At 73.3% G+C, this 17,685-nt stretch carries 13 protein-coding genes and 1 tRNA gene; 5 read left to right on the top strand and 9 right to left on the bottom strand.

Annotated features, from left to right (window positions below; all coding sequences use genetic code 11):
* The first annotated feature begins 164 nt into the window (after positions 1 to 164).
* Positions 165 to 4,733, top strand: a complete 4,569-nt coding sequence (locus ABZ865_RS18155) for a PAS domain-containing protein (protein WP_361231021.1) — start codon at positions 165 to 167, stop codon at positions 4,731 to 4,733.
* 86 nt (positions 4,734 to 4,819) lie between these two features.
* Here the strand turns inward: ABZ865_RS18155 and ABZ865_RS18150 are convergent, their stop codons facing one another.
* From ABZ865_RS18150 to ABZ865_RS18125, 6 genes are all read right to left on the bottom strand, one after another.
* The gene (locus ABZ865_RS18150; RefSeq protein ID WP_361231019.1) at positions 4,820 to 6,475 is read right to left on the bottom strand and encodes a long-chain fatty acid--CoA ligase; all 1,656 of its coding nucleotides are present in this window, start codon (positions 6,473 to 6,475) and stop codon (positions 4,820 to 4,822) included.
* A 129-nt stretch (positions 6,476 to 6,604) separates the two neighbouring features.
* Positions 6,605 to 7,162 (bottom strand): SigE family RNA polymerase sigma factor, encoded by a 558-nt coding sequence (locus ABZ865_RS18145; protein ID WP_361231017.1) that lies wholly within the window; start codon positions 7,160 to 7,162, stop codon positions 6,605 to 6,607.
* Positions 7,163 to 7,309: 147 nt separating this feature from the next.
* On the bottom strand, positions 7,310 to 8,476 hold the full coding sequence (locus ABZ865_RS18140) for a lipid-transfer protein (RefSeq protein WP_361231015.1): 1,167 nt from the start codon (positions 8,474 to 8,476) through the stop codon (positions 7,310 to 7,312).
* Positions 8,477 to 8,495: 19 nt separating this feature from the next.
* The gene (locus ABZ865_RS18135; RefSeq protein WP_361231013.1) at positions 8,496 to 8,888 is read right to left on the bottom strand and encodes a MaoC family dehydratase; all 393 of its coding nucleotides are present in this window, start codon (positions 8,886 to 8,888) and stop codon (positions 8,496 to 8,498) included.
* Entirely contained in the window at positions 8,888 to 9,817 is a 930-nt protein-coding gene (locus ABZ865_RS18130; RefSeq protein WP_361231011.1) for an OB-fold domain-containing protein, read from the bottom strand. The genes ABZ865_RS18135 and ABZ865_RS18130 overlap by 1 nt, the downstream gene beginning before the upstream one ends.
* A gap of 198 nt (positions 9,818 to 10,015) precedes the next feature.
* Complete coding sequence (locus ABZ865_RS18125) at positions 10,016 to 10,330, bottom strand: hypothetical protein (protein ID WP_361231009.1); 315 nt, start codon at positions 10,328 to 10,330, stop codon at positions 10,016 to 10,018.
* Between the two features lie 367 nt (positions 10,331 to 10,697).
* Between ABZ865_RS18125 and ABZ865_RS18120 the strand changes: the two genes are divergently transcribed.
* A complete protein-coding gene (locus tag ABZ865_RS18120) occupies positions 10,698 to 11,573 on the top strand; it encodes a bifunctional DNA primase/polymerase (RefSeq protein WP_361231007.1) in 876 nt (291 codons plus the stop codon).
* A 79-nt stretch (positions 11,574 to 11,652) separates the two neighbouring features.
* Here ABZ865_RS18120 and ABZ865_RS18115 read toward each other — a convergent pair whose 3' ends face one another.
* The 3 genes from ABZ865_RS18115 to ABZ865_RS18105 all read right to left on the bottom strand — a co-directional run bounded on the left by ABZ865_RS18115 (position 11,653) and on the right by ABZ865_RS18105 (position 14,449).
* Entirely contained in the window at positions 11,653 to 12,345 is a 693-nt protein-coding gene (locus ABZ865_RS18115; RefSeq protein ID WP_361231005.1) for a hypothetical protein, read from the bottom strand.
* 249 nt (positions 12,346 to 12,594) lie between these two features.
* A tRNA-Ser gene (locus ABZ865_RS18110) sits at positions 12,595 to 12,681 on the bottom strand.
* 175 nt (positions 12,682 to 12,856) lie between these two features.
* Entirely contained in the window at positions 12,857 to 14,449 is a 1,593-nt protein-coding gene (locus tag ABZ865_RS18105) for a trypsin-like peptidase domain-containing protein (protein ID WP_361231003.1), read from the bottom strand.
* Between the two features lie 212 nt (positions 14,450 to 14,661).
* Between ABZ865_RS18105 and ABZ865_RS18100 the strand changes: the two genes are divergently transcribed.
* From ABZ865_RS18100 to ABZ865_RS18090, 3 genes are all read left to right on the top strand, one after another.
* Complete coding sequence (locus ABZ865_RS18100; RefSeq protein ID WP_361231000.1) at positions 14,662 to 15,489, top strand: glycerophosphodiester phosphodiesterase; 828 nt, start codon at positions 14,662 to 14,664, stop codon at positions 15,487 to 15,489.
* Between the two features lie 175 nt (positions 15,490 to 15,664).
* Positions 15,665 to 16,303, top strand: a complete 639-nt coding sequence (locus tag ABZ865_RS18095) for an ATP-binding protein (protein WP_361230998.1) — start codon at positions 15,665 to 15,667, stop codon at positions 16,301 to 16,303.
* 162 nt (positions 16,304 to 16,465) lie between these two features.
* On the top strand, positions 16,466 to 17,431 hold the full coding sequence (locus ABZ865_RS18090) for a DUF5926 family protein (RefSeq protein ID WP_361230996.1): 966 nt from the start codon (positions 16,466 to 16,468) through the stop codon (positions 17,429 to 17,431).
* Positions 17,432 to 17,685: the final 254 nt, after the last annotated feature.

Raw genomic sequence — 17,685 nt, 5'->3', positions numbered from 1 at the left:
GGTGCGGTCATCTGCTCGTCGTCACTTTGTCGTGCGACCTCCCTCTCATCCGGCATCGCGAGCGCAACCCGTGCCCTTAGACTCCCTCGCGTGACACGCCGCGGGCCGGTTGGCAAGATGGCCCGAGCGGTCGGCAAGGTGCGGTAACAGGGAGGAAGCGTCTCGTGAGCAGCAGGCCATCCCGAGGCGCTGCTCGCCTCGCAGCCATACTCGACGCGCTGCCGGACGCGTTGGTCCTGGTCAACGCCAACGGAACCGTCGTCAACGCCAACACCATCGCGCTGGAGGCCTTCGAGGCGCCGGGCACCGCGCTCGTCGGGCGCGGGCTGCTCGATCTGCTGCCGCAGTTCGACTCCCGGCTGATCCCCGGCTCCATGCGCCGGCCCGACCACATGGACCCCCGGGGCCGGACCAAGCCCACCCGGATGGTCGCCCGGCGGACCGACGGGACCGAGTTCCCGGTCGAGGTCACGAGCGCGAACCTGGAGAACGGGCAGCAGGCGTACGACGGTTACGGCTACACCGGCGACGAGCTGCTGATGATCGTCGTACGGGACCTGTCCGGGACCGTCGACACCGAGGCCGAGCTGGCCCGCTCGCAGCGGCAGACCGAGATGATCCTGCGGGCCGCCTCGGAGGGTGTCGTCGGCACGGACACCGACGGGCGGATCGTCCTCGTCAACCCGGCCGCCGCGCAGATCCTGGGATACCGGGCCGGCGAGCTGGGCGGCAAGGAGCTGCACACGCTGGTGCTGCACTCCCGTGCGGACGGATCCCCGTTCCCGTACGGCGAGTCGCCGCTCGCCGACACCCTGCGCTCCGGGCGCAAGCACCGGGTGCGCGGGCAGGTGCTGTGGTCCAAGGGCGACCAGAAGGTCCCGGTGGATCTGACGACCGCGCCGGTGCGCGACGGCGACCAGCTCGTCGGTGCCGTCATGACCTTCACCGACCGGCGGCCGTACGACGCCCTCACCGACGAGAAGGCCGCCCAGGAGAAGGCTCACGCGGACGAGCTGGAGCGGCTCTCCGAGGAACACGCCTCCGACCTGACCGCGCTGCGCCAGAAGCACGTCACCGAGGTCGAGGAGCTGCGCGAGCAGCACCAGGAGGAGATGGCGGCGAGCGAGGAGCGCTACGCCGCGCTCGCCGAGCGGGAGAAGGACCGGTACGAGGCCCTCGCCGGGCGGCACGAGCAGTTGCTGACGCTGCTCGGCGGCTCCCTGCGCGGACCGCTGGACGAGCTGCGCCGCGAGCTGGCCGCCCTGGCCGCGGACGACGCCGGGCAGCTGTGGCCCGAGGCCAACCAGGTGCTGCACCACCTCTCGGCCGGTTACTCACGCATCACCACCCTCATCGACAACGTCCTCGGCTATCAGCGGCTGGACGCCGGCGCCGAGGACATCACCCGGACGAAGGTGATGCTCGACTCCGTCGTCGCCGCCGGTGTCGACGGGGCCGTCGACCTGATCGGGCCGGGCCGCGTGCAGTTCGCCGTGCACGCGCCGCCCATCGAGGCCGAGGTCGACCCGCAGCGGCTCGCCACCGCGCTCGCGCATCTCGTCGCGGACGTGGCGGGCGTGGACGCCACCGGCAACGCGCCCGTCTCGGCGGGCGGTTACATGGACAACACGGTCGTGGTCGCGGCCGCGCAGCGCGGCGAGGTCGCGCGCATCGAGGTCCGCGGGCCGTACACCGGCGGCGACCCGGTGCACGAGCCGATCGTGCGCGGGATCGTGCGCGCCCACGGGGGTGTGCTGCAGACGCACGAGGTGCCGGGCATGAGCGGCAGCGCGTACGTGCTCGAAGTGCCGCTCGGGGGCGGCGCCGGCGCGATCGCCGCCCAGATTCCGGACAGCGCGAGGACCGCCGCCGAGGGTGCCGTACCGGCGCTGCCGGCCGAACCGGGCCCCGGTGGCCGGCGGCGGGCCCGGCGGGCCTCCACCGACGCCTTCCTGGAGTGCGAGGTTCCCGGGGCGGCCGAGTCCGCGAACGGTGTCGCCGAGGCGACCGCGCCGACCGGCCGGCGCCGACGGCGAGCCGGGGCGGCGGCCGAGGAGCCGGCGCCGGCGCCGGCCGCGATCGAGAACGCGGAACCGACGGCGAACGGTACGAACGGCACCGGGCGGCGGCGCGGGCGTTCCGCCGAGACCGGTGCCGGCACCTCCGGCGAGGGCACGGGTGCGGCCGGGAACGGCGTGAGCGAGGGTGCCGTGGTGACCGCGGCCGAGCATGCCGCGGGGGCCGCCGCCTCCGGTACGGGGCTCGGCGGTGCCGTGCCCCCGCAGGGCGTGCCCGCGCCCACAGGACGGCGCGCCCGGCGTGACTCCGGCGAGCCGCAGGCGGCCCTGCCGCCCGCGCTGCCCGCGGTCGCGGGCGGCGACGGGACGGGGCCGGACGGGGAACTCGTCCCGGCCGAAGGTGCGCAGCCGACGGGGCGGCGCCGCCGTGCGCTGGCCGCGGCGGCGGAGCGGGCCCAGGCCCAGGCGCAGGCCCAGGAGGCGGGCGGCCGTACGGTCTTCGCCCTGCCGCCGGCCGAGGCCGACCGCTCGCCCGGGTCCGCGGAGGCGGCGACGGCCACTGCTCCGGTGCCGGGTGCCGGCACCTCCGGCGACGGCCGCCATGACGCCGTACCGCTCGACCAGTCCGAGGACCACACTCCGCCGCAGCCGCATCCCGCCGCCGCGCCCACCGGCCGACGCCGGCGGTCCGTGGCACAGCCTGCGGGGGCCGCGCAGGGCGATGCTCCGGGTGTACCCGTGCAGGCGGGTGCCGCACAGGTGACTCCAGGTCAGGGCGGGCCGGGTCAGGTGACTCAGGCTCCGCAGGCGGCCGCCGCTCAGCAGGCTCCCGGCCACCCGACCCCGGGCCACGGCATTCCGGCGCAGGGCACGGCCGGCCAGGGCATCCCCGTCCAGATGCCTGCCCAGGTGCCTGGGCAGATGCCCGTGGCTCAGCCGGGTGCCGAGCCTCAGGCCGTCGGTGCGCCGCAGGCTGGTGTCGCGGCTCAGGCCATGCCCACCCCCGCCCCCGGTCAGCAGGCGCCGTCGGCCCACGCCGCCGTACCCGCACAGGGGACCGCCGGTCAGGGCGTCCCGGTTCCGGCCCAGGCGGTGACTCCCGGCCGACCTGTTCCGGCGCAGGGCATGCCCGGCCAGCCGGTTCCCGCACAGGGGACCGCTCCCGGCCAGCCGATCCCGGCCCAGATGCCGCCCGGTCAGCCCATCCCGGCCCAGGCCACCGCCGGCCAGCCGATCCCCATGCAGGTGCCGCCCGGCCAGCCGATCCCCGCGCAAGCCGCCGCCCCCGCGCTGCCGGCCCAGGCGCAGCAGCCCCCCGCCCCGCAGCCGCTTCCGGCGGAGGCCGGTACCGGTGCCGTGCCGGTGGGTCCGGCCGGTGGTACCCCCGCGGCCGGTGTCCCGCAGCAGTGGCCCGGCGCCGACGACACCTCCGGCGCGGGTACGCCCGCCCCGCAGGCGCCGCAGCCCGGTGCCGCCACCCCGGCCCCCGGTACCCCGCTGCCCGCGGAGCACACCGGTGTGCGGCCGTTGCGGGCCGCGCAGCCGTTGCCCGCCGAGGCCTCGGGGGCCGCGGTCGACCCGAACTCCACGCAGGGGCGGGCGATCAGCGTGCGGACGCTGGGGCAGGGCGTGCCGTTCGCCCGGCAGGCCGCGCAGGTGCAGCTGCCGACGGCGACCCCGCCCCCGCACGCGCCGGGCGGTTCCGGCCGCCGCCGCAAGCTGGGCACCCCGCCCGACCCGGCCGCGCGCTCGGAGGCACAGCCGGAGCAGGCGGCCCGTCCGCACCCGCCGGCCGAACCGATGCCCGCGCAGCCGTCGCTGGCCGGGCAGTCCCGGCTCGCCCCGGGCACCGAGGGCGGCGGGCGGTCGTACGCCATAGGGGCTCCGGACGCGAACGCCGCCGAGGGGCCCGAGCCGCTGGACGGTCCCGGCGGGGCCGTCGAGATCGCGGACACCCCGCGCCCGCAGCCGATGGACGACGAGCTGCCCCCGGAGCCGCTGGACAACCCGCGCCGGCTGCTGGTGTGGCCCGCGCCGGACGTGACGACCCAGCAGGCGCTGAGCGACCGCGGCTACCGGCCGGTCATCGTGAACTCCCGTGAGGAGGTCGACGCGCAGATCGCGGCGTTCCCCGCCGCGCTGTTCGTGGACCCGCTCACCGGGCCCATCACGCGGACGGCTCTGCAGTCGCTGCGGCAGGCGGCCGTCGCGGCCGAGGTGCCGGTGCTGGTCACGGCCGGGCTCGGGCAGGCGACGCGCGAGGCGGCGTACGGCGCCGATCCCGCCGTGCTCCTGAAGGCGCTGGCGCCGCGCGACAGCGAGCAGCATCCGCCGCGGGTGCTGCTGATCGAGGAGCACGCGGAGATCGCGCTCGCGCTGACCTCGACGCTGGAGCGGCGCGGGATGCAGGTGGCGCGGGCCGCGAGCGACGCCGACGCGGTGACGCTGGCGGGGCAGTTCCGGCCGAACCTCGTGGTGATGGATCTGATGCAGATGCACCCGCGGCAGGCCGGGTTCACCGGGATCATCGACTGGCTGCGCGCGAACGGGCAGCTCAACCGCACCCCGCTGGTCGTCTACACCGCCGCCGTCGACCAGGCCGAACTGCCGCGGCTGGCCTCGGGCGAGACGGTGCTGTTCCTCGCGGAGCGGTCCACCAGCCCCGAGGTGCAGACCCGGATCGTGGACCTGCTGGCGAGGATCGGCACGAACTAGGCGGACAGGCAGACCGGGCGGACAGAGCAGACAGGGCGAGGGCCGTCGGGCCCCCGCCCTGCTCGCGGGTCAGAGAGTCAGGCCGGTCAGAGCGTCGTCACGTCCAGATCGCCCTCCGCGTACTGCCTGCGCAGCACCTTCTTGTCGAACTTGCCCACGCTCGTCTTCGGCACGGACTCGATGACCGTCCAGCGCTCGGGGAGCTGCCAGCGGGCGATGCGGCCCTCCTCGGCGAGGAAGGTCCGCAGGGTCTCGAAGTCGGTGCTCGCGCCCTCCTTGAGGACGACCGTGGCCAGCGGGCGCTCGCCCCACTTGTCGTCGGGGACGGCGACCACGGCGGCCTCGGCGACGTCCGGGTGGGCCATCAGCGCGTTCTCCAGCTCCACCGAGGAGATCCACTCGCCGCCGGACTTGATGACGTCCTTGGCGCGGTCGGTGAGGGTGAGGAAGCCGTCGGAGGAGATGATGCCGACGTCGCCGGTCTTCAGCCAGCCGTCCTCGCTGAACTTGTCGGCGGGGCGCAGGGGTTCGGCGTCGGGGCCGTTGTAGTACGCGCCCGCGATCCAGGGGCCGCGGACCTCCAGCTCGCCGGCCGACTCGCCGTCCCAGGGGAGGCGTTCGCCACCGGGGCCGGTGAGGCGCGCCTCGACGCTCGCCGGGAAGCGGCCCTGGGTGAGGCGGTAGGCGAACTCCTCCTCGGTGCCGGCCGCGTGGGCCGGCGGGCGGGCCACCGTGCCGAGCGGGGAGGTCTCCGTCATGCCCCAGGCGTGGCAGACGCGCATGCCGAGCCGGTCGAAGGCCTCCATCAGGGAGGGCGGGCAGGCGGAGCCGCCGATGGTGACCTGGCCGAGGGTGGAGACGTCGCGGGGGCGGGCGGTGAGTTCGGCGAGCAGGCCCTGCCAGATGGTCGGGACGGCGGCCGCGTGCGTCGGCTTCTGGCTCTCGATCATCTCGGCGAGCGGGGCGGGCTGCAGGAAGCGGTCGGGCATCAGCATGTTGACGCCGGTCATGAAGGTGGCGTGCGGCAGGCCCCAGGCGTTGACGTGGAACTGGGGGACGACGACCAGCGAGGTGTCCTGGTCGGTCAGGCCCATCGACTGGGTCATGTTGACCTGCATGGAGTGCAGGTAGATCGAACGGTGGCTGTACACCACGCCCTTGGGGTCGCCGGTGGTGCCGGAGGTGTAGCACATGGCGGCGGCCCGGCGTTCGTCCAGCTCGGGCCAGTCGAACGTCTCCGGCTTGCCGGCGATCAGCTCCTCGTACTCGTGCACCCGCGCGCCGGCCTCCGCGAGCGGGGAGCGGTCGCCGGGGCCGGAGACGACGATGTGCTCCACCGTCGGCAGCTTGGGCAGCAGCGGCGCGAGCAGCGGGATCAGCGAGCCGTTGACGATGATCACGCGGTCGGCGGCGTGGTTGACGATCCACGCCAGCTGTTCTGCGGGCAGCCGCAGGTTGAGGGTGTGCAGCACCGCGCCCATGGAGGGGATCGCGAAGTACGCCTCGACGTGCTCGGCGTTGTTCCACATGAGCGTCGCGACCCGGTCGTCGCCCCGGACGCCGAGCTCGTCCCGCAGGGCGTGCGCCAGCTGGGCCGTACGGGCGCCGATCTCGGCGAAGGTACGGCGGTGGGGCTCGGCCTCACCGGTCCAGGTGGTGACCCGCGATGTTCCGTGGACCGTCGACCCGTGGGTCAGGATCCTGGAGATCAGCAGCGGTACGTCCTGCATGGTGCTCAGCACGGCGGTCCTCCCGGGCGACGTTGCCTACGCGGCGGTAGAGGGTTGCGTAGAGGGGTGCGCTGATTCTGCGCACATACCGCGCGGTATGTCACTAGGGAGTGCGCAACTGCGACTCGACCGTTTTCGGGGTCAGCGGACGAGTACCAGCTCAGGGTCCTCGCGCAGTTTGCCGAGCGCGCGCGACACCGCCGACTTCACCGTGCCCACCGACACCCCGAGCACATCGGCCGTCTGGGCCTCGCTGAGGTCCTCGTAGTACCTGAGGACGACCATGGCCCGCTGCCGCGCGGGGAGTTTGGCGATGGCGCGCCACATGGCGTCGTGCAGCGCCTGCCGCTCGGCGGGGTCGTCCCCGCCGGGCAGGGGCTCCGGCTCGGGCAGCTCGTCGCAGACGAACTCGTCGACTCTGCGCTTGCGCCACTGCGAGGTACGGGTGTTGAGCAGCGCCCGGCGCACATAGCCGTCGAGCGCCCGGTGGTCCTCGATCCGCTCCCAGGCGACGTACGTCTTGGCGAGCGCGGTCTGCAGCAGGTCCTCGGCGTCGCTCGGGTTCGCGGTCAGCGAGCGCGCGGTGCGCAGCAGGACGGGCTGGCGGGCCCGTACGTACGAGGAGAAGGACGGGTAGGCGTGAGTCTGCCGCGCTGGGGCGACGGCGGCCGAGGCGCTGGTGCAGACGGGTGTGGTCATGGCTCCACGCTAGGAGCGGACCATGCCGTGGCGGATCGGCCCCAGGTCCCGAAGGGGAGTCCCCCTCAGGTTGTAGGGGTGGTGCTGCCCCCACCTCCTGAAGGTGGACTGCGGGTGCGCCTCCTCTGCGGGTTCGACCCTGAGAGGTCAGCCGTCGGCCGCCAGGACCAGGCCGGATGTGGGCACCCCGGTGCCGGCCGTCACCAGGGTCCGGGACGCCCCGGGGATCTGGTTCACAGCCGTGCCGCGCAGCTGGCGCACCGCCTCCGCCACGCCGTTCATGCCGTGCAGGTACGCCTCTCCGAGCTGTCCCCCGTGCGTGTTCAGCGGCAGCCGCTCCCCGGCGACGAAGCCGGCCGCCTCCCCCTTCCCGCAGAACCCGAACTCCTCCAGCTGCATCAGCACGAACGGGGTGAAGTGGTCGTACAGGATCGCCACGTCGATGTCGGCCGGGCCCAGCCCCGAGGTCCGCCACAGCTGGCGGGCGACCACGCCCATCTCCGGGAGGCCGGTCAGATCGTCCCGGTAGAAGCTGGTCATCTGCTCCTGCGCCCGCCCGGACCCCTGGGCGGCCGCCGCGATCACGGCCGGCGGGTTGGGCAGGTCGCGGGCCCGCTCCAGGGAGGTCACCACGAGCGCCTGGCCGCCGTCCGTCTCCTGGCAGCAGTCCAGCAGGCGCAGCGGCTCGACGATCCAGCGGGAGGCGGCGTGCTCGGCGAGGGTGATCGGGCGGCCGTGGAAGTAGGCCGCCGGGTTCGTCGCCGCCCACTTGCGGTCCACGACGGCCACATGCCCGAACGCCTCCGGGGTCAGCCCGTACGTGTGCAGGTAGCGCTGGGCCGCCATCGCCACCCAGGAGGCCGGGGTGAGCAGCCCGAACGGCAGCGCCCAGCCGAGCGCCACCCCCTCCGCCGACGGCTCCCGGTGCGTCACGCCCGCACCGAACCTGCGGCCCGACCGCTCGTTGAAGGCCCGGTAGCAGACCACCACCTCCGCGACACCCGTCGCCACCGCGAGCGCCGCCTGCTGGACGGTCGCGCAGGCCGCCCCGCCGCCGTAGTGGACGCGGGAGAAGAACGACAGCTCGCCCATCCCGCAGGCCTGGGCCACCGTGATCTCCGGGCTGGTGTCCATCGTGAACGTCACCAGGCCGTCCACGTCTCCGGGAACGAGCCCCGCGTCGTCCAGCGCGGCCCGTACCGCCTCCACCGCCAGCCGCAGCTCGCTGCGCCCGGAGTCCTTGGAGAACTCGGTGGCCCCGATGCCGACGATCGCGGCCCGGCCGCCCAGGGTGTCGCGGGTGCGCAGGCTCATGGGGTGACCTCCGTACGGCTCATGGGGTGACCTCCCTGACCGTGAGTGTCACCGTGCCGCTCACATGCGTGCCGATGCCGTTGGTGCCGGTGACGCGCACGGTCACGGTGTCGCCGTCGACCTCCTCGATCCTGCCGGTCAGCACCATCGTGTCCCCCGGGTGGTTGGGCGCCCCCAGCCGGATGGCCACCTTGCGCAGCGTGGCCGCGGGGCCGAAGTGGTCGGTGATGTACCGGCCGACCAGGCCGTTCGTGGTCAGGATGTTCATGAACACGTCCGGGGAGCCGCGCCGCCGGGCCAGCTCCGGGTCGTGGTGCACGTCCTGGTAGTCCCGGGAGGCGATCGCGCCGGCCACGATGAGGGTGCGCGTGACCGGGATCTCCAGCGGGGGCAACTGCTCGCCGGCCCGCATCACCGCTCCACCACCCGGAACACCGGTACCGTCAGCTCCTCGTCGGGGGTCTGGAACTCCACTCGCACCGGCAGCCCGATGCGCACCTTGTCGTACGGCACCCCCACGACATTGCTCACCATCCGCACGCCCTCGGCGAGTTCGATCAGGCCGACGGCGTAGGGGCCCCCCGCGTCGGCGGCGTGATCGGATTCCGTGAAGGCCGGGAAGGGCGGGTGGTGCATCACCACGTACGAGTAGACCGTGCCCTCGCCGGTCGCCTCGACCGTGTCCCAGTCCGGGCAGCCGCAGGCGTTGCAGCCCGGCAGCCACGGGTGGCGCAGGGCCCCGCAGTGCGCGCAGCGCTGGATGAGGAGCCTGTGCTCGGCCACGCCCTCCCAGAAGCCGGCGTTGTCCCGGTTGACCACCGGGCGGGGACGCCGGGCCTTCGCCGTACTGCGCCGGGCCGGGGCGTACTTGAGGATGCGGAAGCGGTGCGTGCCCACCGGTTCGCCGTCCACCCGGACGTCCGTGCGGGTCGTGACGAAGTAGCCCGTTCCCAGCTTGGTGGTCTTGCGGCCGGAGACCGACTCGATCACCGTGTCGAAGGTGACCTCGTCGCCCGGGCGCAGGGGCCGCAGGTACTCCTGCTCGCAGTCGGTCGCCACCACGGACGTACAGCCCGACGCGTCGAGCAGGCCCAGGAGTTCGTCGTAGGCGCCGGTGCGACTCTGGTGGCCGCCGAGGCCGCTCATCGTCCAGGCCTGGAGCATGGTGGGCGGGGCGATGGCGTCGGGGCCCGTGTAGGCCGGGTTGGTGTCGCCCATCGCCTCGCACCAGTGCCGGATCATCGGCGCGTTCACCGGGTCCTTGCCGACGCCGGTCACGGCGGCGGGCCGCCCCTCGTACGCCTTGAGCCGCGCCCCCAGCTCGTCCGGTCCACCGCCCACCGCGGCCCCCTCACCACCCGACGGAACAGGTTTCTGACTGTCCGTCAGATTCTGGCTTCTGTCAAGGAACCCGTCGGCCCGCGAGCCAGGCACCGGGAAACGCCTGCGCGGCGGTACCGAAGTACCGCCGCGCCGACGCGTGACAACCCCGAAGCACACCCCACGAGGGCCCTCCCCACGAGGCCCCTCAGCCGAGGGTCACCACCACAGGGGGGTGAAGTGGATGGCCACGTTCTCGTTGCCCTGCTGGATGGCGGTCCACGCGGAGCCCCTCACCTGCGCGGTGTTGCTCTGGTTCGAGGCGCCGGAACCGACCGCGTTCTGCTGGGTGGTGGACGAGTTTCCGTTGTTGTTGCGGCCGACCCCGCTGCCGATGACGCTGGCCACGCCCGCGTTCGATCCGTCGTCCGCGATGGCGCCGTTGTCCGCGGCCGCCACGCCCGTGAACAGGGCGGCTGCGAGCGGCAGAGCGGAGACGGCGGCGAGAACGCGGGCGGTACGGATGCTTGCCATGTTGTTCCTCCAGAACCAAGCACTCAGGCCCAAGCGGCCGGAAGTACGTGAACTACGGCTTGCGTCAAGGCAGTTGGCCGACCGCCTCGACTTCGTGGACGACGTCGCGAATCCAGAGTTGCCCACCGAATCCCCGGCGAACCACACCGGAAGCCGCGATTAGCACGCAAGCGTGATGACAAGTCGATAAACCCCTATCGCCATTTTTAGATGGTTCTCGCCACAGGAATGGGCAGGACGGACCTTCATTCCCCAAGCGGCACAAGTGAGGAATCGTTCCCGCACTTTTCCGGCCAATTCGCCCCCGCACGGCGCGTCACGGCCGACCCCTCTTCCCTTTTTCGAACGTGCGTACGAACATGGAGGCATGGCCACCATCGACCGGCAGGCCACGACGCTGGCCCTCGCACACGCCCTGTCAGCCGCCGAACGCGGACTGGCCGTCATCCCCCTGTCCCGGACGAAACTCCCGGCCCTGCGCTCCCCGCACCGCGACGGCACCGGCCCCGTGGGACCGCCCTGCCACGGCGAGTGCGGCCGCTTCGGCCACGGCGTCTACGACGCCTCCACCGACCCCGTCCGCATCCGCGAGCTGTTCGCCGCCGCGCCCTGGGCCACCGGCTACGGCATCGCGTGCGGGCTGCCCCCGCACCACCTCATCGGCGTCGACCTCGACACCAAGACCGGCACCGACTCCTCCGCCGCCCTGCGCGAGCTGGCCCTGCGGCACCTGTTCACGATCCCCGAGACCGTCGTCGTCCTCACTCCCAGCGGCGGACGGCACCTGTGGCTGACCGGCCCGCCCGACGTCGTCGTCCCCAACTCCGCCGGCCGGCTCGCGCCCGGCATCGACATCCGGGGCGCCGGCGGCTACCTTGTCGGCCCCGGCTCCCGCACCGACCACGGCGTCTACGGCACCGCTCCCGGCACCGCCCGCCTCGCCCCCGCCGCCTGCTCGCCGGCCCTGCTCCGGCTGCTCATGCCCCCGCCCCGCACCGACCACCAGGCAGCGCCGCCGCACACCGGCGACCACGGCCGGGGCCTGGTCCACTTCGTCCTCACCGCCCACGAGGGCCAGCGCAACACCCGCCTGTTCTGGGCGGCTTGCCGCGCCTACGAGAACGGCATCGGCCCCGCCCTCACCGACCCCCTGGTCGAGGCCGCCCTCCACACCGGCCTGCCCGAGCGCGAGGCCCGCGCGACGATCGCGTCGGCGGCCCGGATGACGGGGCGCCGCCTGTGATGGACGCCGGGGAGACGCGGAAAGGGCGCCCCTCAGGCGAGGGGCGCCCTTCGCGATCGTGTGCGGGGCAGGTGGGCGACTACGGTGCGTAGACCTGCTCCAGCCGGTCGATGGAGCCGTCGGCGCCCGTCTCGTACTTGAACACCAGGCCGGAGTCGGGGTGCGCCTCGACCCAGTCGATCAGCTCCTGCACGCCGATGCGCTGGTTCGTGCTGCTGCTGACGATGGGGTTGGTGGCGGTGACGTACGCGGCCTGGTCCATGGCCCAGCGAGCGTCCTCACCGGTGACGACGAACGGCTTGCCGTCACCGTCCCCGCCGGCGCATCCCCAGGCGCCGTGCTGGATGACGAGGTTCACCTTGCCGGTGCTGCCGGGGAGTTCCTCGGTCCGGTACAGGGCGAACTCGTCGGGGTCGACGTGGTCCGGGTCCGGCGCCTTGGTGACGCAGTCGGCGGCCGGTGCCGCGCTCTTGCCCGATCCGGTGCCCTTGGAGCCGGGCGACGCGGCCGCGGTGGCACCCGTGCCCTTACCGGTGCCCGTGCCGGTGCCGGTACCCGTGCCCTTACCGGTACCCGTCCCCGTGCCCGTCCCCTTGGCCTTGTCCCCGCCCTTGCCGCCCGCCGTGCCCGGCGTCGAAGCGGCCGTCGTACCGGCGCTCGGCGTGCCGCCGGCCCCCGCGGCGGAGTCGTCTCCTTGGCACCCGGTGAGCACGGCGGCCAGCGCGGCGGCCGCGAGCGCGACGGCGACGGGTCTGAGGCGATTGGCGTTCATCTGGGACGTCCCCCCTGGTCATGTGGTCACGGGCGGCCCGAACGGCCGGCCCGGATCCGGACCGTAACGCCCTCCGGGTGCACGGCGCACCATCGAATCGGCCTGTGTCACGGGATCAGGACAATGCCGTCACGACGCACGGACCAAGTGACGTGCCCAGGCCGGAAGGGCCGGACCCCAAATGGCCCTCCCCCAGGGGAACATCGACGGCCCCGGACCGTCTCCCCGGTCCGGGGCCGTTCAACTGCGCGGAGGCGGTGGGATTTGAACCCACGGTGACATCGCTGCCACGACGGTTTTCAAGACCGTTCCCTTCGGCCGCTCGGGCACGCCTCCCCGCACCGCCCACCTGGGGCGGGGCGGGTACAGCGTACCGGGATCGGGGCCGGTCGTGGGGGCTGGGCGGGGCTCAGGCCGTAGGCGTGCGTGCTGCCGTGGCGGCCGTACCGCGTGTGTGAGGGGCGCCTCCCCCGAGAGAGGCGCCCCTCACGCGCGCGTGCGGGCCGGTGCGTCAGTTGTCGCCGACCCGGGAGCCCAGGGTCAGGGTCGCCGTGTGGTCCTGGCCGCCGCGCTTGTAGGTGACCGTGACCTTGTCGCCGGGCTTGTGGGTCCAGATCTCGCCGATCAGGGTCGGGCCGCTGTCGATCACGGAGTCGTCGAGCTTGGTGATGACGTCACCCGGCTTGAGGCCGGCCTCGTCGGCGGGGCCGCCGGACTCGACCGGTGAGGAGCCGCCCGCGCCCTGGTCGGTGATCTTCGCGCCGTCGGTGGACTCCTCCAGGGAGACGGAGGCGCCGATCTTGGCGTACACCGGCTTGCCGGTCTTGATCAGCTGCTGGGCGACGTACTTGGCCTGGTTGATCGGGATCGCGAAGCCCAGGCCGATGGAGCCGGACTGGCCGGAGCCGAAGCCGCCGCTGTTGGAGGACTGGATCGCCGAGTTGATCCCGATGACCGCGCCCGAGGCGTCCAGCAGCGGGCCGCCGGAGTTGCCCGGGTTGATCGACGCGTCGGTCTGCAGGGCGCTCATGTACGACGCCTTGCTGCTGGAGCTGCCGTCGCTGGAGGCCACCGGGCGGTTCTTGGCGCTGATGATGCCCGTGGTGACGGTGTTCGACAGGCCGAAGGGGGCACCGATGGCGATGGTCTCGTCACCGACGGCCACCTTGTCGGAGTTGCCGAGGGCGAGCGGCTTGAGGTCCGAGGGGGCGTTCTTGAGCTTGATGACGGCGACGTCGTAGCCCTGCGCGTGGCCGACGATCTCCGCGTCGTACTTCTTGCCGTTCGGGAACGTGGCCGTGAGCTTGCCGCCGTCGACGGCCTCGGCCACCACGTGGTTGTTCGTGACGATGTGGCCCTGGGTGTCGAAGACGAACCCGGTGCCGGTGCCGCCCTCGCCGTTGGTGCTCTCCGCCTCGATGGTGACGGTGCTGGGCAGCGCCTTGGAGGCCACGTTGGCGATCGTGCCGGGGGCGCGCTTGACCTGCGAGGCGCTGGTGTCGGAGGAGACGGTGGTGGAGCCCGTGCCGTCGTTGTCCTTGGCCAGGGTGTAGCCGATGCCGCCGCCGATGCCGCCCGCGACCAGCGCGGCCACCAGGACGGCCGCGATGAAGCCACCGCGGCCGTTGCGCGGCTTGGGGGCGGGCTGCTGGTACGACGCTCCCCAGCCGGTGCCCGCGGCACCGGAGCCGCCGTAGCCGGGCGTGGCGTGCGCGGCGGCGGGCGGGGGCGGCCAGGCGCCGGCGGGGGCCGGGCTGCCGTAGGGCTGCTGGGCGTCGGGGGCCGGGTGGCCGTAAGGCTGCTGCTGGGCCTCGGGGGCCGGGCTGCCGTAGGGGTGGTGCGCGTCGGGGGCCGGGCCTGCGGGCCGGGCCGCTTCGGGGCCGGTGGGTGCGGGGTCGCCGGCCGGGCTCGGATGGGCCTGAGCCGCCGGTGCCGCGCCCTGCTCCTGCGTGCCGGGGGTGCCCGGGGGCACCGGCGGCAGCTGGGCCGTCGGGGCTTCTCCCTCGGGCGCGGGGCCCTGCGGGGAAGCAGCGGGAGATTCCACCGGCACGGGAGGTGCGGACGGGGCCGGGGGTACCGCGTTGCCCTCGTTCTCGGTGCTCACAGCTCTTCTCCTCGATCCACGGCTGCTGTATGCAGTCAGCTTTTCCCACGGGCCGTCAGAGCACCATAAGCGGTGGCTGTGGGTCCGGCGCCACCCTTTATATAGAACTTTTCCGGCAAAAGTTACATAAGCGGGCAGAATGTATGCCCACGTTCGCCGCACGGACCGCCCACGCCGCCCCACGTACCCCGCGACGGTGGCACCATGACGCGGTGACCCACGCACCACAGCACCACATCCAGGTCGTCGCCCACCGGGGAGCCTCGGAAGACGCGCCCGAACACACCCTGGCCGCCTACCGGAAGGCGATCGAGGACGGTGCCGACGCCCTCGAGTGCGACGTACGACTCACCGCCGACGGCCATCTGGTCTGCGTCCACGACCGGCGTGTGAACCGTACCTCCAACGGCCGCGGCGCCGTCTCCGCCCTGGAGCTGGCCGATCTCGCCGCCCTGGACTTCGGCTCCCGGAAGTCGCGCGACGCCTGGCGCGGCCGGGACGAGGAGCCCGACTGGGAGCACCGGCCCGAGGACCGCGAGGAGACCTCCGTCCTCACCCTGGAGCGGCTGCTGGAGCTGGTCGCGGACGCCGGCCGGCGGGTGGAACTGGCCATCGAGACCAAGCACCCCACGCGCTGGGCGGGACAGGTCGAGGAGCGGCTGCTGCACCTGCTGAAGCGGTTCGGGCTGGACGCGCCGCCGTCGGCCGCCGAGTCGCCGGTGCGGATCATGAGCTTCTCGGCGCGCTCGCTGCACCGGGTGCGGGCCGCGTCGCCGACGCTGCCGACGGTCTATCTGGTCCAGTTCCTCTCGCCCCGGCTGCGCGACGGACGGCTGCCGGCGGGGGTGGGCATCGCGGGCCCCTCGATCCGGATCGTGCGCAGTCACCCGGGGTATGTGGAGCGGCTGAAACGAGCCGGCCACCAGGTGCATGTGTGGACCGTGAACGAGCCCGAGGACGTGGACCTCTGCGTCGAGCTGGGCATCGACGCCATCATCACCAACCGCCCGCGCGCGGTGCTGCGCCGACTCGGCCGCTGACGCGGGCGCGAGGGCGGCACAAGAGCGGGGTAAGGACCCGCTCGCGCCTCTTGACCCCGCCGCCGGGGCTCGGCCATTCTCCGTTCTCGGCCACACCATTGAAATCCAGCCACACGACGCCAGGACCCTCACGGGGAGTGCTCCGGCGCGTTCGGACCGTAGTCGCACGGTGCGAATGCGTCACCGGAAGAGGATTGGCCGGTTTCCGGTACAGGCCAATGGGGCATCCACACCGTGGCGTGGGGCAAAGGAGGTCTCGGGGGTGGCGTTGGTGGTGGCACAGGAGGTGCCCACGTCGTCGAGCATGGCCGTACCCCATGGCCCGGCGGGCGTGGGGAAGGCGAGACACCGGATGCGGGCGCAGCTGCGCAGCGGCGGTGTGTCGGAATCGGTCATCGACGACGCCGTACTGATTCTTTCCGAACTACTGAGCAACGCGTGCAAACACGGCCGCCCCCTGGGCGACGCGCTCGCCGGGGACGGCGCCGTCCGCGCCGCATGGCGGGTGGACGCGCGCGGGCGGCTCGTCGTGGAGGTGACGGACGGCGGCGGCCCGACCCGCCCCGCTCCGGCGACCCCGTCGGTCACCGCGCACGGCGGCCGCGGGCTGAACATCGTCGAGGCGCTCGCCGACGACTGGGGTGTACGGGACGACATCCAGGGCCAGGTGACGGTCTGGGTGGTGGTCCACGAGGACGTGCACGATCCCGACGCCGGGTGCCGCCGCGCCGGTTACGCTACGCGCGTCACGGCCTCCTCGGCCCCCGGGCTCAACGAGCTGGACTTCGCGGACGCCTTCGAGAACCTGGACTGAGCGGGCCGGAACCAGCGGGCCCGTCGCAACGGCGAGGTTGGTCCATCGGTTCACACCGTCGGCGCGGCCCGCGTGCCGGTTGTCCACAGGTTCCCGTCGGTCCGGGCTCGAACGGCTAGGCTCCCGCCGTACCAGAAGAGCCGTAACCGGGAGACACCCACGATGGCCAAGAAGCGACCCCAGACGAAGGCCAAGCGCCCGCAGATCACAGATGGAGAGATCCCGGTTGTCGGCGCCCGCGAACCCTGCCCCTGCGGCAGCGGCCGGCGCTACAAGGCGTGCCACGGCCGGGCCGCCGCGCACGCGGTGACCGAGCTGGTGCAGCGCCCGTTCGAGGGGCTGCCGGGCGAGTGCGACTGGGTGGCGCTGCGCGAGCTGGTCCCGGCCGCCACGGTCGAACTGACCCTGAAGGACGGGCTGCCCGAGGGCGTCCCGTCGGTCACGCTCGCCACGGTGCTCCCGATGGCCTGGCCCGCGCTGCGCCGCGACGACGGCTCGGTCCTGCTCGGCCTGCAGAACGACACGGCGTCCGGCGACATCAGCCGCGACCTCGCCGACACCCTCCAGCGCGCGCTGGAGGCGGAGCCCGGCACCCCGGTGCAGGGCCGCCGCGCCCCCGCCGGGGGTCCCCGGCTGCAGGAGGTGCTCGATCCCGAAGGCGCCTTCGAGCCAGTTGTGCACAGCGGCTTCGAGTTCTGGGTGCCGGACGCGGAGAACGCCACCCCGGAGGTGACCGCCTCCCTGGAGCGGGCCAACGCCGCCGCCATCCCGACGGTGAAGCTGTCCGGCGTGGACGCCGCGTACTGGTGCGAGACCCCGGAGAAGAACCACCTGCGCTGGGTCATGCCGCACCCGGAGGAGCAGCTTCTGGACGCTCTCGCCCGGCTGCACGCGGCGGGCCGCTCCAGCCTCGGCGAAGGCACCCGGCTCGTGGGGTCCTTCCGTGCTCACGGCCTCATCGTGCCGGTCTGGGACCTGCCGAGCGAGGTCCGCGCCGAGGACATCGAGAAGCCGGCCGCCGAGTTCGCCGAGCGCCTCGCCGCCGCCCTCGCCGCCACCGAGCCGCTCACGGCCGACGAGCGCCGCGCGCGCGGCGGACTGACCAACCGCCAGGTCACGCTCAGCTGACGCGGACGGAGGACACCGACGGCGGCTGACCGACCGGTCAGCCGCCGTCAGGACCCCGAGCCGGGGTGACTCCTGTCACAACTCCCGGCAAGAACAGGTAAATCGGTGTCCGAATAGCCGAGATCGAATTTGCGAACCGCCGATCTCTTGTTACCGTTCCAGTAGCCCGGTTGCTGGTGCATCCCCCGTCGCCAGCAACCGGGTCTTTCCATGTCCGCGTGCGCGGTACCGCGCGTCGCGATCGTCGACTCCCG

Source organism: Streptomyces sp. NPDC047085, from assembly GCF_040643735.1.
In the GTDB taxonomy this organism is placed as follows: domain Bacteria; phylum Actinomycetota; class Actinomycetes; order Streptomycetales; family Streptomycetaceae; genus Streptomyces.
Note: the sequence above shows the minus strand (reverse complement) of the source record. Positions and strands in the feature narration are given on the sequence as shown.

What these genes read in the sequence shown, in the direction of transcription:
- ABZ865_RS18125 (WP_361231009.1), bottom strand. Translation starts at nt 10,330, where the DNA reads ATGGCAAGCATCCGTACCGCCCGCGTTCTCGCCGCCGTCTCCGCTCTG.
- ABZ865_RS18145 (WP_361231017.1), bottom strand. Translation starts at nt 7,162, where the DNA reads ATGACCACACCCGTCTGCACCAGCGCCTCGGCCGCCGTCGCCCCAGCG.
- ABZ865_RS18140 (WP_361231015.1), bottom strand. Translation starts at nt 8,476, where the DNA reads ATGAGCCTGCGCACCCGCGACACCCTGGGCGGCCGGGCCGCGATCGTC.
- ABZ865_RS18120 (WP_361231007.1), top strand. Translation starts at nt 10,698, where the DNA reads ATGGCCACCATCGACCGGCAGGCCACGACGCTGGCCCTCGCACACGCC.
- ABZ865_RS18135 (WP_361231013.1), bottom strand. Translation starts at nt 8,888, where the DNA reads ATGCGGGCCGGCGAGCAGTTGCCCCCGCTGGAGATCCCGGTCACGCGC.
- ABZ865_RS18095 (WP_361230998.1), top strand. Translation starts at nt 15,665, where the DNA reads ATGCGTCACCGGAAGAGGATTGGCCGGTTTCCGGTACAGGCCAATGGG.
- ABZ865_RS18115 (WP_361231005.1), bottom strand. Translation starts at nt 12,345, where the DNA reads ATGAACGCCAATCGCCTCAGACCCGTCGCCGTCGCGCTCGCGGCCGCC.
- ABZ865_RS18090 (WP_361230996.1), top strand. Translation starts at nt 16,466, where the DNA reads ATGGCCAAGAAGCGACCCCAGACGAAGGCCAAGCGCCCGCAGATCACA.